A 25976-nucleotide genomic window follows, 5' to 3' on the forward strand; every position below is an offset into this window, starting at 1 on the left:
TGCCTCCGCGGCTACGACGCGTCGGAGCGGACGTCGTCCAGGCCGAGGCCGAGGAGCACCGCCAGGTGCTCGCCGCCGGCCCACCGCTGCAGCATCGCGCGGTCGACGAGACGGATGTCGTTGCGCGCGGCCCACACCACACGTTCCCGGGCGAAGGCGCCGCTGCTGACCACGAGGAACAGCGCCCGCGGCCCGGTGGCCCCTTCCGGCAGCGGCAGGCTCCCGCCGACCGGGCGCAGCGCCGCCCGGCCCCCGCTTGCCTGCCCGGTGCGCTCGACTCCGCGCTCGAAGGCGACCCCGAGCTGGCGACCGTGGCCGTCGCCGACCAGGTGCACGATGCCCGGCCGGATCAGCACCCCGCGCACGTTCGTCCAGCCGTCGCGCAGCAGCAGCCTGCCGACGATGGTCCGAAACCGGCGGTCGTCGGCCGCGTCGACCTGCTCCAGGCCAAACCGCACGGCTAGCCGTTGCCGCTCGACGGCCAGGGCCCGGCGCCGGCGCACCGCGGCCCGCACTCCGTACGCCATCGCCGCCGCCGCGAGCAGCGGCGCCCACCATCCGACCCGCGCCCACAGCCAGCCGAGCACGGCGACCGGTAACCCGACGATCACGAGCACCGCGGCGAAGCCGGGCAGGACCTCCCACCACTCCGGGCCCCACTGCCCGCTCACCCGCAGCCGCAGTTCCTCGCGCTTGCGCCAGGCCCGCCGCGTGCCGACCGGAGACCGGTCCCACGGCCACACGCTGCTCACCCCCACCCACCTTGCCTCGCCTATGACGTCCCCTGTCATATCTGCCCGCCCCGGTGCCCGTACAGCTACACCGCCGCAGATCAGCCGTGCCGCGTGGCCCCGCCCAAGATCGCGCGGTAATAACAGGCCCTTGGGTGCGCCCGTCACCCAAATTTGGGTGACTTTCGGCAGCGGCAGCGAGCCCCAGAACGGCATATGCCAATGCCGGTAACTAGGTTGTCACGAGGCCATTGGGTAACTAAGTTGTCAGTATGGGAAGTGACTTCTACACCGACGCATTCGCCGCCGACGTCGAGCAGCTGCGCGATCCGGCCTGGACCGACCCCGACAGCCAGCAGACCGCGAAACTCCGCGACGAGGTCGACGTCCTCGCCGACGCGCTCGCCGACCAGCTCTCCACCCGCGTCCGCGACCTCCCGGCCGACGCCCCCGAGGACGCGCACTTGGTGGTGCGGGACGCCGGGGACTGGCAGCTCGCCCGGCTGCGGGCGCTGCGGGAGATCCGTACGGCCGCCGCCGTGCTGGCCGACCGGACCGTGGCCGCCGCCGGCATCCGCGGCGCGGGTTACCCGCAGCTGGGCGACGCATGGGCGATCACCCGCCAGGGCGCGCGCAAGAAGTGGCCCGACGCGGTCAGCGCCATGGCCGCCCCGCCCGGGGGCCAGGAGGCCCGGACCACGATCGAGGCGTTCGGCGGCACCGCCGACCTGTCGTGGCACGGCGCCGAGGGCGGCTGGTGGTGGATCGGCCAGGGCGCCGACGGCACCGGCGCCGACGCGGGCGAGGACGTCACGTACGACACCAAGGAGGAGGCCGCCGCCAACGCCGGCGCCTTCCTGCAGCAGCACGCACTCCCGACCACGAACGGAGACCCGAAGTGATGATGCTCGCGCTCGGCGCGCTGCTCGGCGCCGCCACCACCCTGCTCGCCCTCGCCGTCCGACGACGGCTCACCCGCACCCCGCACTGCGGATGGTGCGCGACCGCCTCCAACTGGCCCACCAGCCAGCACGACGCCCTGCAGTGCCGCGGCTACGTCCAGGACCGCCGCCGCGAACGGCTGCGCGACATCGCCCACGGCCGCCCCGTCGAGGAGCCCAACCCGTGGGGCCAGGCGTACCTGCTCGACGAGGAGATCACCCAGCGGACGGAGACCACCGCATGAGCACCGAGACCACCACGGCCGCCGCCGAGTTCGCCCAGGCGCTCGCCGAGCTCGCCGACGGATACCCGACCGACCCGGAGGGAACCCCGCTGCTGACGGTCACGGTCATCAACGCGACGACCGGCGAGCAGCACCAGGTCCCGATCGAGCCCGGCCAGCTCGACTGGGTGACCAGCCTGGTGCGCGGCGAGCTGGACACCTTCCGCAACGCGCACCCCGACGAGGACGGGACGTGCGGGCACTGCCGGGGCACCGGGCTCGCGGGCGGCGCCGCCGCCGTCGAGCCGCCCGCCGACGACGGGAGCCGCCCGTGACGTCCGTCACACCGCCGCCGTGCGCGGACTGCTCGACGGTCACGGAGCGGATCACCGTGGAGGGCGAGGACCTGTTCCGCTGCCCGGCGTGCGGGCTGCGCACCTTCGGCACCGGCGACGAGAACGACGATCAGGACCTGCCCTCGTTCAGCGAGGTCGACGAGAACGGGGCCGTGATCATCTACCACGGCGACGGCGAACCCGATTTCGAGGCGACCGCCGAGTTCCCGCAGGACGACGACGGCGACGAGGACGACCTCGATGACGCCGAGGAGCCCGGCGCCCCCGGCCCGGTGGCCGGCGGCTGGGAGCCCGAGGTGCGCGACGTGAGGGTGAAGGACCTCGCGTACGTGCTCACCGGCGGCTGGGTGTGGATCTACGGGGATGGTGAGGGGTGGCGGTTCTTCACCAGCGCCACGTACGACCCCGAGGCTGGGGACACCACCGTCACCATCACGTACAGCGACGGCGAGGTGGTGAAGGAGGAGCCGTGGCCCCAGGCCCGGATGGTGCACGCCGGACCCGACACCATCCCCACGGCGAGCCGTCCGGGCCCCGCCGGTCTGGTGATCCGGTGACGTCCGGGCTTGGGGACGGGCTCTTTCCTCACCACGGTCCCCAGCCCGACGGCCGTGGTGAGATCACCGCCCCTGGTAACGGTCGGACCCTCCCGTCCCCACGGTCGTCACCAGTGCCGTGGGCGGTCCTGCTTGGTGACGAGGAGACGGTGAGGCGGTACTGGAGCCACGTCCTGCGGCTCGGCCCGGATGCCTGCTGGTGGTGGCGGTCCGGGCTCACCGACACCGGCCACGGCACCTTCCGCGCCGGGTCCCACACCACCCAGACCAGCCGCGTCGTCCCCGCGCACCTGTACGGATACCGGCTCGCCCACGGCGCCGACGCGCTCGCCGGCGGGCTGGTCGTGCGCCACCGATGTGATGAGCCGCCGTGCCAGAACCCCGCCCACTGGCTCGCCGGATCCAGGGGCGACAACAACCGCGACGCCGCAGCTCGGAGGCACCTTTCCGGGCACGCGCTGACCGACGTAAGGGGCGCGGCGGGCCGGGCGCGGGCGGTCCAGGCCGCCATCGCCGCCGCCACCGGACCCGACGAGATCGAGGCCGCCATCGCCGCCGCGCTCGCGGCGGGCCACCCCGGCGGCGCCCACCAGGACGCCCTCTGGTGACAGGCCCCGTCCCCACCGGCCCCGGGCGGCGCCCGGGGCCGCAGTCGTTGGTGACCGTCTCCTGGTGAGCGATCTCGGCGCAGCAGATCCCCGCGCCACCCGTCACCAGTCCCCAGCCCGGCCGCCCCGGGCGCGGCTGGTGATGCTCACCGCCGCCGTCCCCACCAGGCCCGTGGTGATCCCCAGCGCCCCGCTCCCGCCACCGTCACCAAATCGACTTGGTGACCACGCGCGCCATCCCCACGGGGTTGGTGGTGACTCCGGCCGCCGCCGTCACCATCACCACGGTCACCACGGCGCCGCGCGTGGTGATGGTCCCCAGCGCGGGGCGCTGCGGGGGTGGGGATGGTGACCGCCCGCGCGGTCACGCGCCGTACACGATCCGGCGGTCCGTGGGGACGCCGCCCGGCCGCCGGCCGGGCGCGGTGACCGGGGGTGGGGCGGGCCGAATCCCCACCGGGTCCTGGTAACAGTCGACCCCCCGAGCGGAAGCCGCGCGGGGGGTCGATGTCGTCGCCGCCGACCGTAGCGCACGGGCGCGGCCGTGGCCACCGCCTTCCCGTTTGCCGCGACGAAAGCCCGGTGGGCGCTCCCGCCCGAACGCAGCCCGCCGCGGGGCGCGGGCCGCCATCCGCCGACCGGCGCATTTCGGTGCAAACCGCGCGCGCCGCTGTACCGGCCGAGGCCCCCAGGCAGGGGCCGGAGCCCCGCCGAGAAGGTCTCTTGGACCGCCTCACACTCGCCATGGAACCTCCGATTCCGACCCTCTTCAGCCCTAGGTCATCGGACCCCGAATTTCCCCTTGATCATCCCGACCATCTACAGACCGTAATCCAACTTCTCACTACATCAATCCCCACACCAATGCATCACGATCCGATGGCTACCGATGATCTTGAAAACCGCTTACCCTGAGTCGCGATGTTGTCGATCAGTGCAGGCTCAGATCCCGGCTACCTGACCAAGGAGGTCAGTGCCGGTGCCGAGCATTACTACCTGCGCTCCATCGAGCTGCAGGGCGAGCCGCCCGGCTACTGGCTCGGCGACGGCATCGCGGACCTGGGGCTGTCCGGAACGATCGACAACGACGTCTTCACGGACCTGTACACGGACTTCATCGACCCGCGGAAGCGGGACGAGATGTACGCCCGGATCGAGGCGATCGAGCACCCGAAGGACAGCGAGGCGTACGCCAAGGCGGAGAAGAAGATCCGCAAGGAGTGCCGGCTTGGGGACGCGCCGCGCAACTACGAGAAGGCGTACGAGAAGCGGCTGGAGAAGAACCTCGCCGCGGCCGAGGGCCGCGCCCCGGGCGGGGTGCTGAGCCCCGAGCGGGTCAAGGCCATCGAGATCCAGACCCGCAAGGAAGCCCCCTCCGCGACGCACTACTACGACTTGACGTTCTCCGCGCCGAAGAGCTGGTCGGTGGCGCACGCCTCGCTGCAGGTGAAGGCCGCCGAGGCGCGCGAGGCCGGCGACCTGGAGACGGCCGAGCGGTTCAGCAAGCAGGCCGACCAGCTGTGGGACTGCTGGAAGTCCGGGGTGCAGGCCGGAATCGAGCACATGCAGGAAGAGGCCGGGTACACCCGTAAGGGCCACCACGGGCAGAAGATCGACGGCCGCACCAGCGGCGAGTACGTCAAGACCGACAAGTTCATCGTCGGCGCGTTCGCTCAGCACACGTCGAGGCAGGACGACCCGCAGCTGCACGTCCACGCTCCGGTCCTGAACAAGGTGCTGTGCCGTGAGACCGACCCGGTCACCGGCCGCGAGCGTGAGGTGTGGCGGGCGCTGGATGGCACCGGCCTCTTCCGGCACAAGCAGGCCGCCGGGCACCTCGCCGAGCGCGTCGCCGAGCAGGAGCTGGAGCGGGTGATGGGCTGGCGGGTGGAGATGCGCCCGGACGGCAAGGCCCGCGAAATCGTCGGCATCGACCAGGACCTGCGCGACTCCTTCAGCAGCCGCCGGGTCGCGATCACCGCCGAGGTCGCCGACATCAGCAAGGCGTTCGAGGAGAAGTACGGCGTCGCCCCCTCCCCGTACACGCTGGCCCGGATCAGCGAGGACGTCAGCCTGCGGCAGCGCAAGGGCAAGAAGCACGACGCGGTGAGCAGGGAGACCCTGCTGCAGCGCTGGGAGGACGCCAACAAGACCCGCTTCCGCGAGTCGCTCGCCGAGGTCCCCGACCGGATCGCCCACGAGTCGGCCGTCCACGACCTGCACCGCCCCGCCAAGGAGTGGGACGCCGAGGTCATCCAGCAGCGCGCGATCGCCGCGGTGCAGGAGCAGAAGCCGACCTGGACGCGCCCCGACCTCATCGTCGAACTCAACCGGCAGCTGCCCGACACCCTCGGGGGCCTGGAGCGAGACCAGGTCCGCGACCTGCTCAACCAGCTCGCCGACGACGCCCTGTCCCCCACCGCCGACAACGGCGTGATCTGCACCAAGGCGCCCGCCCTGGTCGAGATCGCCCCCGAGCTGCAGCGCACCGACGGCACCTTCAAGTACGACCCGAACCCGAAGACCTTCGACCGGTACGCCACCGAGGAACACCTCAAGGTCGAGGAGCGGCTGGCCGAATTCGCGGGCAAGAAGGGCGCCCCGACAGTCCCGGCCGAGCTGGTCGAGGAGGTTATCGAGCGCCGCGGGCTCAAGGGCAAGCAGGCGGCGTTCGTGAGGGAAGCCGCCACGTCCGGCCGCAAGGTCGACCTGTTGGTCGGCCCGGCCGGCGCGGGCAAGTCCTTCACCATGGCGGCCCTCACCGAGGTCTGGGAGTCCCACGAAGGCCGCCAGGTCATCGGCCTCGCCAGCGGCGAACGCGCCGCCCAGGTGCTGCGCGACGAGGGCATCGACAACGTCAGCAACATCAGCATCCTGCTGGTCAAGAACAAGGCGATGGCCGAGGGCAAGCAGGTCGACGACGCTGAGCGCTATCGCATCCCGAAGGGCGCGTTGGTCATCGTCGACGAGAGCGGCATGACCAACAACGCGGACATGGACGCCGTGCGCGCACTGGTCGAGGCCAGCGGCGCCAAGATGATCCCGGCCGGTGACCACCACCAGCTGACGTCCGTGGGCGCGGGCGGCATGTTCGCCCAGTGGGTCGAGGACGCTCCCGGCGTGCATGTCCTCGACCAGGTGAGGCGTTTCCGCGACACCGACCCGGCGACTGGTGAGAAGAAGACCCGGCAGTGGGAGGCAGACGCCTCGCTGCAGCTGCGCAAGGGCGACAGCGACTGCCTCGCCGCGTACGAGCTGCACGGGCGGTTCGACGGCGGTGAAGCCGAGGAGATGACCAACCGCGCCTACCGGGCATGGATGACCGACCACTTCGCGAAGAAGAACCCGCTGCTCATCGCCTCCGACAACAAGCAGGTCGCCGAACTCTCCGCCAAGGTCCGCGCGGACCTGGTGCTCGCCGGCGAGGTCTCCGAGCATGGCGTCGTGCTGCGCACCGTCCGCGAAGAGTACGGCGGCATCGAGACCAAGGCCGGGGTCGGCGACAAGATCCAGATGCGCCGCAACAACCGGCGGATCACAGCCGACAACGGGCAGGATTTCGCGACCAACCGGGTCGTGGCGACGGTGACCGGCATCAGCGACAACGGCGCGCTCATGGTGCAGCTGGGAGACGGCGCCCGGATGCACTTGCCCGCCTCCTACGTCACCGAGCACGTCGAGCTGGCGTACGCGGCCACGGTCTACGGTGCGCAGGGCCGCACCGTAGGGGTGTGCCACTCACTGGTGGATGAGTCCACCAACCGCGAGGCGCTGTACGTCATGCTCACCCGCGGTGAGGCCGACAACCACGCGTGGGTCATCACGCACCGGGCGGAGCAGAACCTCAAGCGCGAGGACGTCCCGCACCACCTCGCGAAGCTGGATTCCATCCTGCAGCGCACCGGCCTGGAGCCGACCGCGACGAAGGTGATCGAGGCCGAGCTGGAGCGGCGCGAGAACCTCGCCGTGCTCGAGCCGGTGTGGTCGGGGGTCAAGGAGCAGGACGCCGCCAAGCGGTACGGCACGGTGCTGCTGCAGACGATGGGCGAGGCCGACTACGAGCGGGCCGCGGGCAGCGAGGCGTACGGCACGCTGATGCGGCTGGCCCAGTACGTCGAGGAGCAGGGCGTCGACGTCGAGGACCTGCTGGTGCGCACCGTGCGCTCGCGGGAGCTGGAGACCGCCGAGGACGTCAGTAAGGTGCTGCACGACCGGTTGAAGAAGTCGTTCAACCTGATCCAGCGCGACGAGCGGAAGGCCGAGGAGGCCGAGCAGCGCGAAGCGGTCGCCGAGCAGGCCCGCAAGGTCGACGACGCGATCGGCGCCGCCCAGGCGCCGGTGGACCCGGAGCGGATGCGGGAGCTGGCCGAGGCCGCGGCTCCGTCCGAGACGCACACCGAGCTGATGAAGCAGTCCCTCGCCACGCAGATGGGCGTGGAGACCCTGCAGGCCGGGACCGGGGAGGAAGCACTGGCCCAGCAGGAGGCGCAGCTGGCCGCCGTCCTCAAGGCCGCCGAGGAGATGGCGGACGCCGAGGTCGAGCAGCTGGTCGACACCCCCGCGCCGGAGGCCGAGACGGCGTCGGCGCCGGAGGACAACCCGCACTTCGCCGAGCTGATGCGGCAGCAGGAGGCGTTCAGCCAGGGCGTGGAGGTCCTGCACGCCGGGCAGGACAGCGAGGTCCGTGCGCGGCAGGACGCCGAGCACGCGGCCCGCCGGGAGGCCCTGGACTCCTACACCGCGCGCACGCCGCAGCTCGACGGCGACCTGGGCCGGATGATGCAGGAGTGGGCCGTCGAGATGGACGAGCGCACCGAGCGGCTGGGCCACCGGGTCGCCGAGGACCAGCCCGCGTGGGCCATCGACCGGCTGGGCCCGGTGCCCGAGGACCCGATCGCTCGCGCCGACTGGGAGCAGAAGGCCGGCCGCGTCGAGCGCTACCGCGAGGCGCACGGCTACGACCACGAGACCAACGCGATCGGCCAGGCCCCGCCGAAGGGATCGGTCGAGGCGTACGCCGACTGGGAGCGTGCGCGCTGGGCGCTGGGGGTCGACGAGCGGGAGGCCGACATCGCCCGCGCGTCCGACGAGACGCTGCAGCAGATGGTCGAGCGGGCCGAGCGCGAGGAGTCGTGGGCGCCGCCGTACGTCGGCGACGAGATGCAGGCCGCATACACCGCCGAGCGGAAGTTCGCCGACCAGGCCACGCAGCTGCGGATCAACGCCGAGAGCATGGCGGCGAAGGAGGCCGCCGAGCACGAGACGAAGGTCGTCGACGCCCTGCACGCGGTCAACAAGGCTTCCGGCAGTCCGCAGTGGCAGGCCCTCCAGCAGGCCATGGCACTCAGTCAGGTGCCTACGCTCCAGGCCAACATCGACCCGTCGGACCTGGTCCGCGACACGATGGACCGGGCGGAGACCTCGCAGGGCATCGCCGAGACGATGGGCGAGCGCGCCCAGCAGCTGCGGGAGATCCACGAGACCCGGGAGCGCTGGTCCGAGGAGACGCAGCCCGTACGCGACGAGGCCGACCTCGCGCGCGTCGAGCTGGAGCGCCGTAGCCCCACGATGGAGCCCGAGCCGGAGACTGCGGACACTGCCACGACCACGGCTCCGTCGCCGCAGCCCTCGACCCAGGACGAGCTGCTGCTGGCCATGGAGCAGGCCCGGGAGGCACAGCAGATCCTCGCCGAGCGGGCCGCCGAGCGCGCCGAGCGCGAGCAGCAGCAGCCCGTGCAGCCGGAACTCTCGGAGGAACAGGAGCGCGAGCGCCTGGACCGGGCTTTCGACTACGAGGACGAGTACGCGCGCATCGGCCGGGACCTGGCCACCGCCGACCACGAGACCGAGCCCACGGCCCCCGGCGCACCCGAGCCGGCCGCCGCACCGGAGCCTGCCCCGGCCGCGCCCGAACCGGCACCGGAGCCCCCGGCCCCCGCGCCCCCGGCACCGGACTTCGATCACGACATCGACATGTGATGCCAGAACGGGAGCCGCCGCGATGAAGCCACGGACGCGTACGACAACAACGTGCTGCTCTGGATCCGTGTCAGAGCACCTGGCTACGGTGCCGTCATGACTGACAACGCGTGGTGGAGGAACCCGGCGGCCTATCCCCCGGGCTGGAAGGGCGCCACAACCCCGACCCCCGCAGCCCAGGAGCCTGCCGCTGCGCCGGCCCGGGACCTGCCCGAGACCATCGTCCGCACGCGCCAGGAACTCGAGCAGCTGCGCGACGACGCAATCGCTTCGCAGCCAGCGGACCCTGTGGATGTCCGGGCGGCTTGGTGTTCACCTACGGGGATTCCCATCGGGATGGAGGGGATCATCGATACCACCCGGTGGCTACTCGGTGAGCGGCAGTACGCGCCGTTCTCCCGAGAGGTCGCGACCTACCCCGATCTGCCCGTCAGCCAGGCGTGGCTCGACGCCGAGGACTGCATCTTCGAGTACCGGTGGCACGACGTATCCGAGTGGTACGCCGGCGGCGTGAAGCGAACAATCAACTGGGCCCGCTCGACCGACGAGGAACGTCCTCTCTTCGGTCCGCCGACTGGTTCATAGTCGGAATCTGCACCGTCGTGGCCCGCCCTCCGGGGCGGGCCACACGCGTGTCCGGGTGCTTTGGTGCATGGATCTCCGCTGTGCCCATAGGCTCGCGCCATGCTCATCGCGAACATGTCCCCCCGCACCATGGCCAAGACCACCGACACCGGATGGTTGTCGCACGCCCTGGTGGAGGACGAGGAGGGGTACGAGGTCGAGGGGTACGACGCCGACCACAGCAAGCAGTTCTGGAGCTGGAGCAAGCCCGCCAAGGGCGGCTTCTCCTTCCCCGTGCACTTGAAGGCGTCGGCCCAGTTTCACAAGGACTTTGTGCCGCCGACCGGGAAGAAAATCGCGATGGTGGACTGCGGGCACAGCGAGAACCACCCGCACATCGCCGACTCCGTGCTCCGCGTCGCCGACCTGGTGATCCTGCACATGTCACCGACGAGCGGCGACTGGGAGCGGATTGTCGACCCCGAGGACGCCACCCCGTTCATGGACATCCTGCGCCGCAGCGCGCCCTTGCGGGCCACGCGGGTGATGCCGCCGACCTGGGTGCTGCTGAACCGCACCGTGGCCAACGCGTCGTCCACGGGCTACTACCGCGAGGAGATGACCAAGGAGGGGTACGAGGTGTTCACCACGGTCATCCCGCGCCACGAGCGCTTCGCCGACTCCATCGGCGCTCCGGTCGAGGGGGCGTCCAAGACGGCGTTCGGCGCGCTGGTGACGGAGATGAAGAAGCGCGGGCTGCTGCCCGTCGGCAAGCAGGAGGGCGGCCAGTGAGTCCGAGTCGGGCGGAGATCCGGGCGCAGCGTGCTGCGGCGGCTGAGGCAAGGCGGCAGGCGAAGGCCGGAGGCGGGAACGGCCCGGAGGGCGAGGCGCCCGCCGAGGGCCCGGAGGTGACACCCGCCGCGGCGGCCGTGGTGCCGGCCAGCCGTGAAGCCGAGCCGGAGACCTCACCGGTCGTGCCCGTGGTGCGCGAGCTGCAGGCGTACCGGCCGCAGCCGTTCACCCCGGACCTCATCCCCGAGCCCGAGGACCTGGACGTCCAGGGTCCGATGACGGATGAGGAACTGGTCGAACTCTCCTACTGCGAGGCCGCGTACACCAACGCGGACAAGGCCGACTGGATCAAGTGGATGGCCGCGGAGTCGGTGCGCCGCGGTAAGAGGTTCCGCGGCGCGGACGGAACCCGGACGTGGCCGGAGTACTGCGAGGAGGTCTTCGGGGAGTCCGAGTCCGAAGTCAACCGGTCGATCCAGCAGTGGCCACTCAAGCGAGCGATTGCCACGCAGCAGACGGCGAAGCCGTTGTCGACGCCCTCCTCCCATGTTCAGGCGCTGCTGCCGGTCGTGGCGGAGTACGGCGGCGAGGAGGAGGTCGCCCGCAACTACCTGGGGATGCGGACGTGGGCGGCTGAGAACAAGGTGAAGGTGACCGCCGCCGACCTGGAGTCCTGGGTCCAGCGCGCCCAGGCCGCCGTGGACAAGCCGGCCGAGCGGCCCGCGCTCACCGGGGAGAGCCTGCTCGAGGTGCGCGAGGAACGCGTCCGGCAGAAGCAGCAGGCCAAGAGCGCTGCGAAGACGAAGACGCCGAAGGACACCGAGCCCCCGGCCACGGAGCCGGAGGCGGCCCCGGACGCGGCCCCGGAGGCGGAGGCCGAGCCGGAGACTCACCCAAATTTGGGTGACCAGGCCCCGGACCAGGGCGGCGACGAGGAGCACCAGGAGCCGGAGGCCGAGACCGCCGGCGCCGGGTCCGGGGGCGATGAGCAGGAGGACGACGCTGTCGATCCGCGCGTGGCGCAGGTGGCGGTCGCGGCGAGTCAGCTGGCGGGGATGAGCGAGGGGTTCGTGGAGACGGGCCTGCTGCAGCTCGCGAGCACGGAGACGCTCAAGACGATCGTCGAGGCGACGCGCTCGCTTGCCGAGGCTGCCGAGGAGGAGCTGGCGACGCGCTGACCGGTCCGTGCACGCCGAGGGGGAGTCACCCAAATTTGGGTGACTCCCCCTTCATCGTTCGGCCGGGCGGTCAGTCGCCCTTCTTCTCCTTGGGCTCCTTCTTCGGCCGCCGCTCGACGAACTCCTTCACGTAGTCGTCCAGGCCGCCGTCCTCGAACGCTGCTTCGTCCGCGCCGATGGGGACTTCGTGGAGCATCTTCCGGTCGGTGACCTTGTGGCCGCACCTGAAGAGCTCGGAGTTCAGAACGGTGGGGCTCAGGATGTTGTCCCTGATGAAGGGCCACCAGCGCGCGTGCCATTCTGCGGCCCGGGTCGGCGGTGCCTTGGGCTCGTACGCCCAGTCGTGGAAGTGGGCCAGCCAGGTCAGCTGGATGCGCAGCTGGGGGTGTTCGTACCAGCAGGGCCGCCAGTGCTCGCTCGCGTACATCGGGTACAGCGTTTCCCGGCACCACTTGATGAGCCAGTCCCACAGCTCACGGGCCCGCTCCTGGTCGGCCGTGGCCCAGTTCGGGGTGGGCGGGGCCTGCTCCTCCGGGGCCTTCTCTTCGAGCTTCGCGATCTTTTCCATGATGTCGGCGAGCGCCTCATGGATGCCCGTGATCGAGCTGGACGGGTCCTTGCCCTCCAGCTCCTTGACCCGGTTGTCCAGGACGGCGACGTCCCCGACCAGGCCGGTGAGCATCTTCTCCGGGGTGATGGCCATTTAGAACGCTCCGAAGTTCCGGGCCCGGCGCGGCGGGGTGTCCTGCGCGTCGGTGCTCTCATTCGTGTCCGTCGCCGCGGCGGGCTGCTGCGGGATCTCCTCTTCCAGGTGGACCGTCGGCGTCGAGGCCGGGGCCGCCGGAATCGGCGCGGGCTCGCTCGGCTCCGGCTGCGGGACGGAGTCGACGGTCTCGCCGGGCACGATCCGCAGGTGCTCGCGGGGGCCGGGGAGACCGCCCGCCGCCCAGCCGCTGACCGCCGGGGCGGAGGTCCACGGGCTGGTGGCCGGGGGCGCGGGGGCCCACGGCTCCTCGACGACCGGCTCCATCGGTGTGGTCCAGGCGCTCGCCGGGGCCGCCGGCGCCGTCCATGCGCTCGCCGCCGGGGCGGTGGGCGGCATCGCGGGCGGTGCCGGGGCGGCTGTCGGAGCGGCGGGCATCGTCCACGGGCTGCTGGCCGGGGCCACAGGGGGCGCGGCGGGTGGCATGGTCCACGTCGCCGGGGCGGGCACTGCGACCTTGGCCTTGCGCTGGCGGGCCTTGAACGCTTCGCGGGCTGCCTTCTTGTTGTTCTTCGCCAGCTGCTTGATGTCCTTGCGTTCCCAGGCCGCCGTGTAGCGGGCCACGATCGGGCCGTCGAGGTGACGGCGGAAGATCAGGACCTCGCCCGGCTTCAGGTACATGATGTCCGAGGGCGACATCGTCGGTTCCTTGACGTACCGGTAGCTGCTGCTGGTGGTCGTCGTCCCGTTCGGGCCCGGCCCCTTGGCGCCGGTCTCTTCCCTGACGCGCTTCGTGCCGGTGAGCTTGCTCATCGACTCCAGGTGGTCGTCGCCCTTGAGGCCGCCGAGGACCAGCGCGGTGCAGTTGTCCCAGATGGTCGCGGCGCCGTTGTGGCCCCACCGGTCGCGGATCTGTCCCCGGGACTGGAACGCGGAGTGGACGACGATGCCCAGGCCGCGGCTGTCGGCCGTCCACTTCTCCAGCGGGATCGGGCAGATCAGCGCGGCTTCGTCGGGGACGAAGGTCACCGGCGGGTCGTTGCGCTCGCCGTCCTGGGCCGGGGCCCTGCGGCGCGCGGCCTCGTAGATCTCACCAGTGAGCGTGGTGAACAGCGGGCCGATGCCGCCGGCGCCGGTGTCCTCGCCCAGGATGTACACGGTGTCGACGCCGGATTCGATGAACTCCAGGACGTTGAACTGCGGTACGTCCGGGCGGTGCGCGTCGGCGACCGACTGCGCGATGACCGGCAGGGAGAGGCACTCGAAGGTGGTCGACAGGGTCAGGAAGACGTTGTCCAGGGTCGTCGTCTTGGAGCGGCTGTCCGGGGATGCGGCGGCCTGGCTCTGGTTCAGGTCGTCCGCCCAGCCCGCAGGGGCGTACTCCGCGTACTCCTCGAAAATCTTGCTGGCCGGGGTCTCCATCGGCTTCTTCGACCAGCGGGCCACGTCCAGCAGGCTCAGGCCCGCCATGTCGGCCGCCCACAGGAAGGACTTGAGGACCTTGAACGACTGGTTGTTCCAGAAGTTGCGGTTCTCCATGCCTGAGGTGATGTCTGAGCCGTCGAGCAGGTACTTGGCCCGGCGGATGGCGACCACGGGGTCCTTGCAGCCGATGACCGGGTCCCACAGCAGGTTCGAGGGGAACTTCTCCTCCCCCAGCCGCATCGGGTTGAAGATCCAGGTGCGGCCACCGGTCTGCTGGCGGGCCTCTGCGGTCAGCCGCACGATGTCGACCTTGGTGCTGGTGGCCACCACCGAACCCGGGGCGTCGATGATGAAGTTGCCCAGCAGCGCGGTCTTGCCCGCGCCCATCGGCGCGATGGTGACCGTGCTGTCCTCGACCGACGACCAGATCTCGATGCCGGTCTTGCGGTCCTTGCCGAGCCGGAAGCCGACCTCCGTGGTGGGGATCTGACGGGCCGGAATGTGCTCCAGTGACGGGCGCAGCGTCTTGCGCGTCTTCTTCTTCACCAGGGCCCGGCGGCTGACGTTCTTGCGGATCGCCCGGGGCGGGGCGAAGCCGTCGCTCTCCCCGCCGGCCAGGCCGCCGAGGACGGCGCCTTCCTTCACCTTCATGTAGCCCGCGGCGGCGAGTCCGAGCGTCATGGCGCTGGCCAGCAGCGGCTGCGCGGCGAAGCCGGCGCCGATGGCCTCGACGGCCGTACCGCCGATCTTGCCCATGACGCCAAGGACCTCACCGAAGCCCGGACCGGACGTGTCGGCGGGCGTCTCACCGGCCGCGAGGAAGGTGGCGGGCACGGCGGCGCCGAGCGCGGTGTAGCGGGCCGGGCGGCCCCGCAGCTGCTGCTCGATACGCGAGAGCGGGGCGGGGGTGCGCATCGGGTCGAAGACCTGCGCGTCCTTCGGCGGCCACTCGGTCATCGTGCCCGTGGGCGGAAGGCCGGGCATCCGCGTGGTGGTCGTGCAGACCGGGATGCCCGTGGTGGCGTCGGTCGCGGTCTCGTCGGTGGTGGTCGTGCTGCTGTCCCTTACTCTGTCGTTCACGAAGGTCTCCTTCGTCGGGGCCCCGGTGCTGTAGCCGCCAAGCTCTTCAAGCACCGGGGCCACTCCAGTTGGTATACGTCCCTGGACTGACAATCGCCGCATGGTTATCGCCCATCGTTACTGACCTGCTGCGACTTGTGCCGCAGCTTCCCGCGGGGCGGGAAGACGAGGGCAGATTGCCCGCCAGACCGGACACCTTTGTCGCGGGCGCGACTCGATGTCCGGTGCCTTCACCGCCTGCGGTGGTCACCGCTTCAAGCAGCTTGAAGGCGCGGGCCTGTGGATAGTTTCCGGCGATTTCCGAGAGGCAGGCTCCTGCCTGTGGACGGGTGATCACGCCGTGGCCCTTGCGTGTTCGTTGGCGTCGGCCTGGTCGTCCTCGCTGCGCGGCGCGGGCACGTCCCCACCGCCCTCGGACTGCTGCAGGGCGTCCTCCTCCTCGATGTTCTTGAGGTGGCCACGTACGGCGTCCTCGCCCAGGTCGAGCGAGAACGTGGCGATGAGCACCCGGGCCAGCTCCCGGCGGGAGGTAGCCGCAGCCCGCTCACGCTCCTGCGGGTCCATGGACTCCAGCAGCTCACGGATGCGCTGGCGGGTCTCCCCCGCGGCGCCGCGTGCACCGCCGTTGATCCGGGCGTCGATCCGGGGCGGCTTCGACGTCTTCGCCGGAACCCCCGCGCCCTGCAGGGCTTCGAGCGCGGCGAGGCGCTCCTCCAGGCGCAGCGCCTTGTCCCGCTCCTCACGGGCCTTCTCCCCCGCGTCGGACGCGGCCTGGGCCAGCTTGTCCCGCTCATCCGCCAGGTCCTGCAGACGCTCGGTCAGGGTGTGCTGCTCGCCCTCCATACGTACGAGCTGCTCACGGGCCTCACGGGCCTGCTCCTGAGCGTCGGTCAGCTGGCCGCGGATCTCCTCCAGTTCCTTCGAGGTGCGCTGGTAGAGCTGGCCGGCCGAAGCCTCGCTGCTCTCCAGCCTCTGCCGTTCCTCGCGCAGGCCCGTGAGCTTGCGCTGCTCTGCCTCGATCTCGGCGGACACCGCCGCGGCGGTCTTCTCCGCTTCCTCCCGGGAGCCCTCCATCCGTTCGGCCAGCTCAGCCAGCTTGGCCTGAGCCTCTTCCACGGCGGCTTCGGCATCCTTGCGGGCCTGCTCCGCCTCCGCCGCGCGGCCCTCTGCGTCCTTGGCCCGCTTCGCGGACTTGATGAAGTCGGCGTTCGCGGCGATGTTCAGCTGCTCGAGCAGCTCCATCGCGGTGCTGTCCGGCCCGTAGTCCAGCAGTGCCACATCGTCGGCCCGGGTCAGCCAGGCCATCCGCTGCATGAGTTGTAGCCCCTGCTCCGGGTCCTGGGTCTCCGCAAGCTCCAGCGCGGTCTGCGCCTTCGGCCGGATCTTGTTCTCCAGCGCCGTGTTCAGTGCGTCCAGCGCCTTCTGCTCCGGTGACGCCTTGCCCCGGCCCCGCGGCACGGCGGCGCCGCCGAGAGCCTCCTCCAGCTGGTCCTTCTTCTTGAGCGCCTTGCGCAGTTCGTACGAGGCATCCGCCGCATCCCGGGCGCGCGCCCTGCGGACCATCTCGTCCGCACGGTCGTTGACGTCGAGGCTGGCCTTGCGGAAGAAGAACGCCCACAGACGGCGCCACAGCAGCGCGAGCAGCCGGAACGGGCCCGGCTTCGTCCCCTCGGGACGCTTCTTCTCCTCCTCCGGCTCAGCCCCGGCGAGCGCGCTCTTGAGCGGCAGCTCGATCACCCAGGCCGCACCGACGGGCATCGCCGCCATGAACGGCGCCGCCCACACGTTCGGCGCGTGCACGATATTCGCGATGGCCGACGCCGTGACGAAGCCCCAGGCCGTCGCCCGCATCAGGCGCAGCTGAGGCGTCCAGCCCCGGCTCGGGTCGGCCGTCTTGTACATCGTGGAGAACAGCCGCAGCTCCAGGATGTCGAACATCGACACGAAGCCGACCGCGAAGATGATCGGCAGGTCGAGCGTCCCCGTGGCGAAACCCCACAGGCCGTACAGGCTGACCGCGATGCCGCCGAGCAGCGGCTTGGGGTCCATGTGCAGGGGCTCCGGCGGAAGCGGCTTCCCCTCCTTACGCGCGAGTTCAAGGGCCTCGCGGTGGTGCTGCTCCCTCGCGGCCCGGCGCTTCGAGGCCCGCGACAGCGTCAGGAAGCCCACGACCAGCACGGTGATGAGCACGGCGCCGGCGGTTACGGCCAGAGCCCACGCGGGCGTATCCGTCACGATGCGGTCGGCCGTGCCAGACCAGTCGATCGGGTTGAGGGCGGCCGTGGTCACTGGTGGACCGGAGGCCATTCCCTGGGGGTGGCTCATGCAGGAAAACTCCTCTGTCGTCGCGGTCTACTGCCCCAGTGGCCGGCCCTGCTGGAGCGTGTCTCCGTCAGGGATGGGATCGAACGGCTGCCCGTCGTTGAAGGCGGCCTGCAGTTCCTCCGCCTTCGCACGCAGTACGTCCTCCACCAGCGCGGAGAAGGTCCGATACCCCCCGGGGCGCGGCCTGTTCGACGTCCAGTAGTGGGCTCGCTTGATGGCTTCCTGGACCTCCGGGGCGACGTAGGCGTTGAGCTTCCGCTGCGCCGGTGACGCCTTCTTGCGGGGCGCCTTGCCCTCGGGGGTCTCGGGGGACGGTGACACCAGTACTTCCTCCTCTGGCCTTGCTGTTGGCGCCAACAGTGTCACCTCTAATACCTCCAGTTCAGTCGGGCGGACATCAACAACGTATCCGTTAGAGGCATTGACGTCAATGGAGGCATTAACTACATTGGATAACGCGAGAGGGGCCCCGGGGCTTGCAGGCCCCAAAGCCCCTCTCTCAACCGGGACTTGCAGGTCCCGGCTGCAGCCCGGACAGGCGGTCGCACGCCTCCCGGATCGGAACACCCCTGACATGGAGGGATCCTCGTGAACCAGTCTCTCAGCCTCATCCCCGCCACCGACATCAAGGTGGACGACAAGGCCGCACTGCGCCTGTCGCCGGAGGGCAACCCCGCGCTGGCGCTGATCGTCGGCCCCCGGCTCGCCGTCACCGGACTGATCGGCCCCCGCTGCCGCGACTGCCGCGACTTCCAGACCGTCGTCACCCGCAACGGCATCGAGAACTGCCGCTGCCTGGTGCTCGGTGAGGTCGACCGGCCCCCGCTGCCGATGCGCCCGACCCCGCACGAGCGGGACGGCCGGCAGGACTCCCCGCAGCCCGTGCGTCCGCACTCGCGCGCCGCGCTGCTGGTCGGCTGACCGCCGTGCTCGCCGCGATCGGCGCCACCGCCGTCATCCAGGACCCCGCCGCGAGCGACGCCCTGCGCCGCGCCCAGGAGGCCGCCGAGGCCGCCGCCCGCGCCGCCGCCGAGCGCGCCCGCCAGAGCAACGGCTGATCACCCCCTGCACCTCACCCCGGGCGGCTGAGTCACGAACCCCGCCCGGGGCGAGCAGGGCCCCCTTCTCTTCCTCTCCCCGGAGGCTGCTGTGCGTTCCACCTCGCGCGTCACCACGACGCTCGCCACGATCCTGTTCGTCTCCCAGGCCCCGGCCACCGAGTTCGCCACGGACCCGGACCGGACCCGCGCGCTGATCCACGAGACCGCCGACCGGCTCGGCCCCGACGGCGCGTCCCGCGCGGTCGCCGAATGGGCCTACGAGTACGGGCGCCACCCCGAAACCGCCGCCGAGCACATGCGCGCCTGCCTGCAGGCCGTCGAGCTGGCGAACGTCGAGATCCCCGTGCCTACGCCGCGTACGGCGGTGACCCGATGAAGCTCGCCCCCACCGGCTCCTTCACCGCCGAGCGTCTCACCGCCCTGGTCGCCAGCCTCGCCGCCGCCCTGGTCGCGATCGTGGCCATGCACGGAGGCGCCGACCTCTTCGACATCGCGGGGGCCGGGCTGCTCGCCTACATCCTCACCGTCGGCGGCATCGCCTGGAAGGTGCCGCTGACCCTGAGCAAGGTCCTCACCTCCACCACCAAGGGCGCCCTCATCGGCTCCGTCATCACCGTCATCGTGCTCATCGGCATCTGGCGCTCCTTCAAGGGGCTGGTGTGATGCCCCTCCACCTGACCGCCGACCGCGACCTCGCCAAGAAGGTCACCGCGCTCGCCACGGACGCCGACGACGCCCGCGACCTGCTGCTCGCCCTGGGCGTCGCCGTCGAGACCGAGGACGACGAACCGGAGCTGGCCGTCGAGCCGGGCAGCAGCTACGTCCCGCCCGCCAAACGCCGGATCGCCTGGACCCGGATGGCGGGCGAGATGAACGCCGCCGGCCGCACCACCGCCGAGATCGCCCTCGCCCTCGCCATCAGCGAGGACCTCGCCGCCGAGCTGGTCGGCGACTGGTGGGCGGGGGTGGGCCGGTGATCCGCGCCCTGACCGTCCGCCAGCCCTGGGCTGCCGCCATCGCGTACGCCGACAAGAGCGTCGAGAACCGCACCTGGACGACGCCGTACCGGGGCACCCTCCTCCTCCACAGTTCCAAGAGCATCGACCGCGCCGCCAACCGGCACGCGCCGATGGCCGCCATCGTGCGCGGTCTGCAGCTCGACCTCGGAGCCGTCATCGCCGTGGCCCGGATCACCGACGTCCACGAGGACGACGGCGAATGCACCGCCTGGTCGCATAGCGGCCACCACCACTGGGTCCTCGACGACGTCACCCCGCTGCCGCTCCCGGTGCCCTGGAAGGGCGCCCTGCAGCTGTGGACCCCGCCCGCCGAGCTGGTCGAGAAGGTCCGCCTGCAGCTCGACGACCTCACCGCGGTCCGACTGCTCGACGAGTCGGAGGCGGACTGATGAAGACCGCCCTGCAGACCCTCGCTAGCCGAGTGACCGGCACCTTCCAGGTCGCCGACTGCCGCACCTGCGGACAGGTCGCCACCGTCATCCCGCCCCTGTGGTCGCCGCCGTGCTGCTGCCCGCGGCCCCGGCCCCGACGGATCAGCCGCCGCGCCCGGCCCGCAGACCTCGCCCTCTACCCGCTGCACGCCCACGCCCTGGTCATGGAGGGAGACCGGTGACGCCGAGGAAGGTGTTCGACCCGGAGATGAAGGGCGGGCTGCAGCTGGGCCTCGACCTCTTCGACGAGGAGCACCAGGAGCAGCGCGCCGCCGTCGAGGAGACGCCCGCGGCCCCGGCCGCCGTCGGCCCGACGACCGTGGTGTGCCTCAAGGGCCGCCGCGACGACCCGGAGATCGAAGGCGTCGTCTACGTCGGCCGGCCGATGTACCGGGGCGGCTGGACGCTGGCCGGGCATCTGCTCGCCAACCCGTACGTCGTCGGCAAGCACGGCAACGCCGAGACGGTCGTCGACAAGTACCGCAAGTGGCTCGACCAGCACTCCGATCTGGTCGCCCGGGAACTCCCCAAGCTCAAGGGTCAGCGGCTGGGCTGCTGGTGCGCCGAGGGCGAGCCGTGCCACGCGCGCGTGCTCGCCGAGCTGGCCGACGCGGTGGAGGTGACGCCGTGATGCTGCCCGAGCAGATCGCCGTATGGGCCGCCGCCCGCGGCCTCACCCTGCAGCAGAGCCCGGCCGGCACCGCGGTGTTCGGCGCCCGCTACACCCACCGCTATGCCCTGACCCGCACCTGGGAGGCGGGCACGCACGCGGTGTTCGTGCTGCTCAACCCGTCCGAGGCGACCGCCTACCAGGACGATGCGACGCTGCGCCGCCTGGTCGGCTTCGCCCGGCGCGAGGGGCACGGCGGGCTGGTCCTCGCCAACGCCTTCGCGGTCCGGTCGAAGTCGCCGTACATCCTCGACACGCACAGCCCGGCCGCGCTCGCCGCGACCGTCGGCGAGCACAACGACGAGCTGCTGCAGTTACTCGCCCAGGAGGCGGGCGACGTCGTCGTGGGCTGGGGCATCTGGGGCCGGGTCTTCTCCCGGGCCGCCGCCGTCGAGCAGCTGCTCACCGGCAACGGCGCCCGCCTGTGGGCGCTGGGGCTGACGAAGGACGGGCACCCGCGCCACCCGCTGTACCTGGCCAAGGCCGCGCCGCTCACCCGGTACGAGCCGGGGGTGGCCCGGTGAAGGGGCTCACCCGCAAGGCGGAGGAAGCGCTGCTCGGGGCGGCATTGTTCCGTCCCGAGGCGCTGGCCTCGATGCGCTGGATACCGCCGGGGGCGTTCAGCCGCCCGGACCATGCCGCCCTGTGGCAGACCCTCCACGGCATTGACTTCTCCAAGGTCTCCCCCAACGAGGTCCCGGCCACGGTCACGGCGGCCGTGGCCGGGATCGAGGAGCAGGGCATCCGCCAGCTGCTCACCCCGTCCCGGCTCGCCCAACTCGCCAGTTCCTGCCCCGACCCGCGCACCGCGCCGCTGTATGGCGGGATGACGCTCGAGGCGGCGATCCACCGCAGCGTCGAGCACGCCGGCGAGCAGCTGCGGGAGACCGCCCGGCAGGCCGAGGTCGACCAGGCCCGCCAGGCGCTGGAGCACGCCGACAAGACCGGGCAGCGTCTCGCCGCGCTGGACGCCGCCTGGAAAGCGGCGCCCGAAGTGGTGCGCAACCTGCTCGACACCAAGCCCGAGCAGTCGGTGACTCCGGTGCCGCGTACCGGGCGGGCCCGCACCGACCTGCAGGCCGAGGCGGAGACCGTCGCCTCGCTGCTCTACCAGCCGGGCCAGCTGGCCGAGGTCACCGGCTGGCTGCAGAAGAACGACTTCTCCCACCCCGAACTCGCGGCGGTCTACCAGGCGATGGTCACGCTCGACGAGCGGCACGCGCCGATCGACGCGCTGACCGTGGCGTGGGAGGCCCAGCGCCAGCCCGGGGCCCAGCCCAGCGAGCAGGTCCTGGCCGAGCTGGAGCAGGCCGGGATGGGCGGCACTGCCGCCTACACCGGCGAGCAGGTCCTGCACACCGCCGCCCTCGACCACCTCGATGCGGCCGGATTCGACATGCGCAACTACGGCCGGCACCCGGGCCTCGCGCCCGGCGCCCTGGTCGACCACGCCGAACAGGCGCTGCAGCCGGTCATCGCCGACCACGAGCGCATCCGGCACGCCGAGCGCGAGCCGGAGATGGCCAGCGACAAGGAGCCAGCCCCAGGCACTCCTGACCCCTCGCCCGAAATCCCTTCCCCCGAGCCCGAGATGGAGATGGACCTGTGAGCCACGAGCCCGTGCCGTTCGACGCGACTGAGTACCTCATCAGCCGTGAGCACCAGATCACCGCCCCGTACGTACCGAACGTCGAGCCGCTCCCGCCCGTGAAGAGCGCGGCCCGGGTGCTGTGGGAGCACTTCGGCCGGATCGCGCCCGGCCTGGTCACCACCGCGGCGACCGCACTGGCGTGGGGATGGCACGAGCAGCTGCCCGACGGCTCCACCCAGCCCCTGTGGATCTGCGGACTGCTCACCCTCCTCGCGGGCGCCGCCGGGACCATCTCTGCCGCCAAGCCCAACGGCGACAAAGAGACCACCTCGATCGCCTTCGCGGCCGGCGGGGTGTCCGTACTGCTCGGCATCACCGCCTGGACCTCGATCTGGCCGCTGCGCACCCTCATGTGGCTGCTGGGCACCGCCGCCGTCTACGCGGTGTGCGCCCCGCTGTGGCGCGGCGACCGGCGCCTGGAGCGCGAGATGTGCCACGAGCGGGCCCTGCTGGAGACGCAGAGCCGCACGGAGGTCGCCGTCGCCCTGGTCGAGGGCCGGACCCGCATCGCCGAGAAGCAGTGGGAGCACCGCACCGAGGTCGCCCGGGTCGAGGCCATCAGCAAGACCGTCGAGGCCCTGGTCACCGCGAACGAGGCCCGCGACAGCCGCACCATCGCCGCTGGCGACGAGCTGAACGTGGCCGCGCTGCTCAAGGCCGCCGGGCACGAAGCGCCCGTCGAGCTGACCGCCGCCGAGCGCGAGGAGACGACCCGGTGAAGCCCACCGCGCCCCAGGGGCGGCTCGTCAGGCAGTGGCAGGGCCACACCGTCGAGGTCAGCGAGCGGGGGCTGGCCATCGACGGACGCACCGTCGATCCCACCCCGCTCGCCGCCGAGGACGCGCTGCGCCCGGCCGACGACGTACGGACCCACCCCAGCCTGCAGTTCTTGCCCGGTGGCGCGCTGGTCTACCGCGGCCACGTCCAGGCCGAGGTCCACCCCCAGGAGGTCACCGTCCACGGGCCCACCGGCACCCTCTGGCCGCCCGAACAGCAGCACGACCCCCCGGCACCACAGCCGCCGGCACCCGAGGTCGACGACGACTTCGACATCGACCTGTGACCCCCAACTCCCCTACTCCGGAAGGAAGAACACCGATGAGCGACACCGCCAGCACCCCGACCGACCCGGACGCCGCCAATCGCGAGCAGGCAACCGCCGCCGTGCTGCCCGTCCTCACCTCCCTCGACCAGCAGGCCAGCGCATTACAGCGGGCCGGCGAGAAGGGCGAGCAGATCAACCAGGGCAGCGTCGTCTCGTACGAACTGGCCGCCCAGCACGCCAAGCACCTGATCGGCGCGGGCGGGCTCAGCGCCGACGACATCAAGGACGCCGCAGCGGAACACGGCGGCTCGGCGGCCCGCAGGACCGCCGAGCGCGCCCTCGACCACGCCTCCCACACCCGCTCCTTCGAGGCGACCCCGCCGCCCGAGACCGCGCAAGACAAGGACATCGACGACGAAGTGGAGATCGACCTGTGAACGGCGAGAAGCACAACGGCGAGAAGCCGCAGCCCACGGCCGACGACCTGTGGGCACCGGTCACCGTGTCCACCGCCGAGCCGGAGACCTACGAGGGTCAGCTGGCCGCGTACGAGCAGGACGTGGATGCTGCCGGGTACGGCGAAACCCAGCGCCAGCGCTACATCGAGGGCTCCGGCCAGGACGCCGAGTACGCGGCCTGCCAGTGGGACGAGATGATCGTGCCCGCCGCCGAGGCCGCCGGCATCATCCCGGCCCGGCCGATCGAGCCGGTCAGCCCTGCCGAGCAGGCCCGCGAGGCAGCCCGCTCCCACGCCATGGGCGAGTACTGGCAGCAGCGCCCCGTCGAGCAGGGCGGATGGGACCCGCTCACCAGCAACGACCCGGCGAAGGAAGCGGAGTTCCAGCGGTTCGTCGAGGAACGCTCCACGCGCATCCTGCAGGAAGTTGGGCCCGATCTGGCCGAGCGGATCGAGCGCAACCCCGACAGCTGGGGCCTGAACACCGTCACCGAGCTGTACGCCGAGCGCACCGACGAGACCGACATCGGCATGTGACAGAGCTGCACCAACCCGAAGAACCCCGGCGAAAAGTGTCCGCCGGGGTTTTTCGCGTGTGAGTACGGTGCTGACATGCAGATCAACGGGGCGGAACAGCAGCAGCGGGGGCACGTACTACTGATCGCCGGAGACGTCGCCGCGAGCCGCCGCAGCGTCCAGGTCGAGCCTGGCGCCAACCTCGCCGCCCTGTCGATCGTTCCCGTGCCCGCCCTGCTCGGCAGCGACGCCCCGACCGACACCACGTACCTCGACGGCGCCCGCGACCAGAACGCCTTGCTGATGCGGCTGCGCGCCGCCGCCGCCACCCCGGGCCCGCTGCTCATCTACCTCTCCGGCCGCCTGACCGTGGACCGCCGAGGCCGGCAGCTCTATCTCGCCCTGCCGGGCACCACGACCGCCACCACCCGCTACACGGCACTGCCCTGGGAATGGCTCGGCACCGAGCTGCGCCACCGTCCGGCCGGCCTGACCACCGTCATGTTCGACGTCGCGGCCGACAAGGGGGCCTGGGAGCTGGTGCAGGAGTACGGCACGCTGCCCGCCTCCCCCTCCGTCGACGCGTACGGGGTCATCGCCCCGCCCGGCTTCCCCGGTGACGGGGGCGTCAGCCCCTACACCCGGGCCTGGATCGACCAGCTGCGTCGTAACCCCGACCGGCCCGCCAACTCCCGGCTGCACGCCTTCACGATCGCCGCCGCGCCGCTCCCGCCGGGCGCCGTGGTCCTGCCGTCCACGCCGGAGATTGAGCGCCCGGCCGAGCCGCGGCGCCCGATGACGAACGTGCAGCGCCTCCTCGCCGGGGACACCAGCTTCCTGCCCCGCCGGCGCCAGCCCGAGCCGCCCGCCCCGGCGCCCCAGGCCGACGAGCAGTGGGACGAGGACCAGGCCCTCGCCCACTACCTGCCGTCCGCCACCCACCAGCGGGTCGAGGAGACGCACCACCCGGCGCGGTCCGCCTACCACCCGCAGCCCCCGCCGGGCCCAGTCCCCCAGCAGACGGCGCCCCAGGCTCGACCGCAGCCGCAGCCGCAGCCGCAGCCGCAGGCCCCGTACGCTGCTCCCGCTCAGCACGTTCCGGCCCAGGCCCCGCCGGTCCAGCAGGCCGCCCCCGCCCCGGCTGCTCCGGCGCCGGTTCGCCAGCAGCCCGTCCCGGTCCAGCAGCAGCCGGTCGTGGCTCAGCAGGAGCAGGACCCCCGCCCGTACATCGCCGCGGCGGCCCAGGCCGGGAACCACCGGGAGGCCGCACAGATGGCCGTTGCGTGGGAGCAGTACGCCCTGCAGAAGTACGGGATCAGCTCCCCGCAGGCCACGCAGTGGACCGAGATCCGCGCGGACCTCGCCAAGATGTCCGGCAACAACCTGCTCGCCACGCAGCTGTGGATCGCGGCGGCCCGCACCCGCCTGGCCCACCAGTCGCCGGACGCCGTCGAGGTCCTCGACGCGGCCCGCAGCGCCCACTACTGCTGGGAGCAGATCACCGATCCGGCCGAGGGACGAAGCACCGGCCCGGAGCTGATCAACCTGCTGCGACAGCTTCCTTCGCTGGACCCCCGGCAGCTGCTCGCCGCGCAGCAGCGCATGGACTTCTTGAACAACGCACCGAACCGACGCTGAACCTTGGCGGCACGCGCCGCACCGA

The 25976-nt window shown here is 71.7% G+C and carries 29 protein-coding genes; 24 read left to right on the forward strand and 5 right to left on the reverse strand.

The genetic code is table 11. The features are described from left to right. Positions 1-11 precede the first annotated feature (11 nt). Positions 12-752 carry a hypothetical protein gene (locus tag ACFY12_RS34140; protein WP_390719867.1) on the reverse strand — a complete coding sequence of 247 codons (741 nt, stop codon included), beginning with the start codon at positions 750-752 and terminating at the stop codon, positions 12-14. 251 nt (positions 753-1003) lie between these two features. On the opposite strand from ACFY12_RS34140, the gene ACFY12_RS34145 reads away from it, so the two are divergent. The 9 genes from ACFY12_RS34145 (at position 1004) to ACFY12_RS34185 (ending at position 11930) form a co-directional block, all read left to right on the forward strand. After that, a complete protein-coding gene (locus ACFY12_RS34145) occupies positions 1004-1633 on the forward strand; it encodes a hypothetical protein (protein ID WP_390719868.1) in 630 nt (209 codons plus the stop codon). Beyond that, positions 1633-1917, forward strand: a complete 285-nt coding sequence (locus ACFY12_RS34150) for a hypothetical protein (protein ID WP_390719869.1) — start codon at positions 1633-1635, stop codon at positions 1915-1917. The genes ACFY12_RS34145 and ACFY12_RS34150 overlap by 1 nt, the downstream gene beginning before the upstream one ends. Further along, the gene (locus tag ACFY12_RS34155; protein ID WP_390719870.1) at positions 1914-2231 is read left to right on the forward strand and encodes a hypothetical protein; all 318 of its coding nucleotides are present in this window, start codon (positions 1914-1916) and stop codon (positions 2229-2231) included. The genes ACFY12_RS34150 and ACFY12_RS34155 overlap by 4 nt, the downstream gene beginning before the upstream one ends. Beyond that, positions 2228-2809: a hypothetical protein gene (locus ACFY12_RS34160; protein WP_390719871.1), complete on the forward strand. Its 582-nt coding sequence runs from the start codon at positions 2228-2230 to the stop codon at positions 2807-2809. Before ACFY12_RS34155 ends, ACFY12_RS34160 begins: the two co-directional genes overlap by 4 nt. A 149-nt stretch (positions 2810-2958) precedes the next feature. Further along, the gene (locus ACFY12_RS34165; RefSeq protein ID WP_390719872.1) at positions 2959-3417 is read left to right on the forward strand and encodes an HNH endonuclease; all 459 of its coding nucleotides are present in this window, start codon (positions 2959-2961) and stop codon (positions 3415-3417) included. 921 nt (positions 3418-4338) lie between these two features. Further along, on the forward strand, positions 4339-9396 hold the full coding sequence (gene mobF / locus ACFY12_RS34170) for a MobF family relaxase (protein ID WP_390719873.1): 5058 nt from the start codon (positions 4339-4341) through the stop codon (positions 9394-9396). Positions 9397-9492: 96 nt separating this feature from the next. Beyond that, a complete protein-coding gene (locus ACFY12_RS34175) occupies positions 9493-9981 on the forward strand; it encodes a hypothetical protein (RefSeq protein ID WP_390719874.1) in 489 nt (162 codons plus the stop codon). 99 nt (positions 9982-10080) lie between these two features. Further along, positions 10081-10752 carry a plasmid partition protein gene (locus tag ACFY12_RS34180; protein ID WP_390719875.1) on the forward strand — a complete coding sequence of 224 codons (672 nt, stop codon included), beginning with the start codon at positions 10081-10083 and terminating at the stop codon, positions 10750-10752. After that, positions 10749-11930: a hypothetical protein gene (locus tag ACFY12_RS34185; protein WP_390719876.1), complete on the forward strand. Its 1182-nt coding sequence runs from the start codon at positions 10749-10751 to the stop codon at positions 11928-11930. Before ACFY12_RS34180 ends, ACFY12_RS34185 begins: the two co-directional genes overlap by 4 nt. 70 nt (positions 11931-12000) lie before the next feature. Here ACFY12_RS34185 and ACFY12_RS34190 read toward each other — a convergent pair whose 3' ends face one another. The 4 genes from ACFY12_RS34190 to ACFY12_RS34205 all read right to left on the reverse strand — a co-directional run bounded on the left by ACFY12_RS34190 (position 12001) and on the right by ACFY12_RS34205 (position 17784). Further along, positions 12001-12633 carry a hypothetical protein gene (locus tag ACFY12_RS34190; RefSeq protein ID WP_390719877.1) on the reverse strand — a complete coding sequence of 211 codons (633 nt, stop codon included), beginning with the start codon at positions 12631-12633 and terminating at the stop codon, positions 12001-12003. Further along, positions 12634-15138 (reverse strand): type IV secretory system conjugative DNA transfer family protein, encoded by a 2505-nt coding sequence (locus ACFY12_RS34195; protein WP_390719878.1) that lies wholly within the window; start codon positions 15136-15138, stop codon positions 12634-12636. Between the two features lie 333 nt (positions 15139-15471). Beyond that, positions 15472-17463: a DUF2637 domain-containing protein gene (locus tag ACFY12_RS34200; RefSeq protein ID WP_390719879.1), complete on the reverse strand. Its 1992-nt coding sequence runs from the start codon at positions 17461-17463 to the stop codon at positions 15472-15474. A 27-nt stretch (positions 17464-17490) separates the two neighbouring features. Next, the gene (locus ACFY12_RS34205; RefSeq protein ID WP_390719880.1) at positions 17491-17784 is read right to left on the reverse strand and encodes a hypothetical protein; all 294 of its coding nucleotides are present in this window, start codon (positions 17782-17784) and stop codon (positions 17491-17493) included. Between the two features lie 267 nt (positions 17785-18051). On the opposite strand from ACFY12_RS34205, the gene ACFY12_RS34210 reads away from it, so the two are divergent. The 15 genes from ACFY12_RS34210 to ACFY12_RS34280 all read left to right on the forward strand — a co-directional run bounded on the left by ACFY12_RS34210 (position 18052) and on the right by ACFY12_RS34280 (position 25951). Next, complete coding sequence (locus tag ACFY12_RS34210) at positions 18052-18384, forward strand: hypothetical protein (RefSeq protein ID WP_390719881.1); 333 nt, start codon at positions 18052-18054, stop codon at positions 18382-18384. Positions 18385-18389: 5 nt separating this feature from the next. Beyond that, entirely contained in the window at positions 18390-18521 is a 132-nt protein-coding gene (locus ACFY12_RS34215) for a hypothetical protein (RefSeq protein WP_390719882.1), read from the forward strand. A gap of 91 nt (positions 18522-18612) precedes the next feature. Beyond that, the gene (locus ACFY12_RS34220) at positions 18613-18900 is read left to right on the forward strand and encodes a hypothetical protein (RefSeq protein ID WP_390719883.1); all 288 of its coding nucleotides are present in this window, start codon (positions 18613-18615) and stop codon (positions 18898-18900) included. Then, a complete protein-coding gene (locus ACFY12_RS34225) occupies positions 18897-19187 on the forward strand; it encodes a hypothetical protein (RefSeq protein WP_390719884.1) in 291 nt (96 codons plus the stop codon). The genes ACFY12_RS34220 and ACFY12_RS34225 overlap by 4 nt, the downstream gene beginning before the upstream one ends. Continuing rightward, a complete protein-coding gene (locus ACFY12_RS34230) occupies positions 19187-19501 on the forward strand; it encodes a hypothetical protein (protein WP_390719885.1) in 315 nt (104 codons plus the stop codon). Before ACFY12_RS34225 ends, ACFY12_RS34230 begins: the two co-directional genes overlap by 1 nt. Further along, positions 19498-19932 carry a hypothetical protein gene (locus ACFY12_RS34235; protein ID WP_390719886.1) on the forward strand — a complete coding sequence of 145 codons (435 nt, stop codon included), beginning with the start codon at positions 19498-19500 and terminating at the stop codon, positions 19930-19932. The genes ACFY12_RS34230 and ACFY12_RS34235 overlap by 4 nt, the downstream gene beginning before the upstream one ends. Then, positions 19932-20156: a hypothetical protein gene (locus ACFY12_RS34240; RefSeq protein ID WP_390719887.1), complete on the forward strand. Its 225-nt coding sequence runs from the start codon at positions 19932-19934 to the stop codon at positions 20154-20156. The genes ACFY12_RS34235 and ACFY12_RS34240 overlap by 1 nt, the downstream gene beginning before the upstream one ends. Further along, on the forward strand, positions 20153-20605 hold the full coding sequence (locus tag ACFY12_RS34245; RefSeq protein ID WP_390719888.1) for a DUF4326 domain-containing protein: 453 nt from the start codon (positions 20153-20155) through the stop codon (positions 20603-20605). Before ACFY12_RS34240 ends, ACFY12_RS34245 begins: the two co-directional genes overlap by 4 nt. Continuing rightward, positions 20605-21168 carry a DUF1643 domain-containing protein gene (locus tag ACFY12_RS34250; protein ID WP_390719889.1) on the forward strand — a complete coding sequence of 188 codons (564 nt, stop codon included), beginning with the start codon at positions 20605-20607 and terminating at the stop codon, positions 21166-21168. Before ACFY12_RS34245 ends, ACFY12_RS34250 begins: the two co-directional genes overlap by 1 nt. Further along, positions 21165-22253: a DnaB-like helicase N-terminal domain-containing protein gene (locus tag ACFY12_RS34255; RefSeq protein WP_390719890.1), complete on the forward strand. Its 1089-nt coding sequence runs from the start codon at positions 21165-21167 to the stop codon at positions 22251-22253. Before ACFY12_RS34250 ends, ACFY12_RS34255 begins: the two co-directional genes overlap by 4 nt. Beyond that, positions 22250-23014 carry a hypothetical protein gene (locus tag ACFY12_RS34260; protein WP_390719891.1) on the forward strand — a complete coding sequence of 255 codons (765 nt, stop codon included), beginning with the start codon at positions 22250-22252 and terminating at the stop codon, positions 23012-23014. The genes ACFY12_RS34255 and ACFY12_RS34260 overlap by 4 nt, the downstream gene beginning before the upstream one ends. After that, positions 23011-23358: a hypothetical protein gene (locus ACFY12_RS34265; protein WP_390719892.1), complete on the forward strand. Its 348-nt coding sequence runs from the start codon at positions 23011-23013 to the stop codon at positions 23356-23358. The genes ACFY12_RS34260 and ACFY12_RS34265 overlap by 4 nt, the downstream gene beginning before the upstream one ends. A gap of 35 nt (positions 23359-23393) precedes the next feature. Next, a complete protein-coding gene (locus tag ACFY12_RS34270) occupies positions 23394-23777 on the forward strand; it encodes a hypothetical protein (RefSeq protein WP_390719893.1) in 384 nt (127 codons plus the stop codon). Further along, on the forward strand, positions 23774-24334 hold the full coding sequence (locus tag ACFY12_RS34275) for a hypothetical protein (RefSeq protein ID WP_390719894.1): 561 nt from the start codon (positions 23774-23776) through the stop codon (positions 24332-24334). Before ACFY12_RS34270 ends, ACFY12_RS34275 begins: the two co-directional genes overlap by 4 nt. 75 nt (positions 24335-24409) lie before the next feature. Continuing rightward, entirely contained in the window at positions 24410-25951 is a 1542-nt protein-coding gene (locus ACFY12_RS34280) for a hypothetical protein (protein ID WP_390719895.1), read from the forward strand. Positions 25952-25976: the final 25 nt, after the last annotated feature.

Source organism: Streptomyces sp. NPDC001339, assembly GCF_042895955.1.
Lineage (GTDB): Bacteria > Actinomycetota > Actinomycetes > Streptomycetales > Streptomycetaceae > Streptomyces.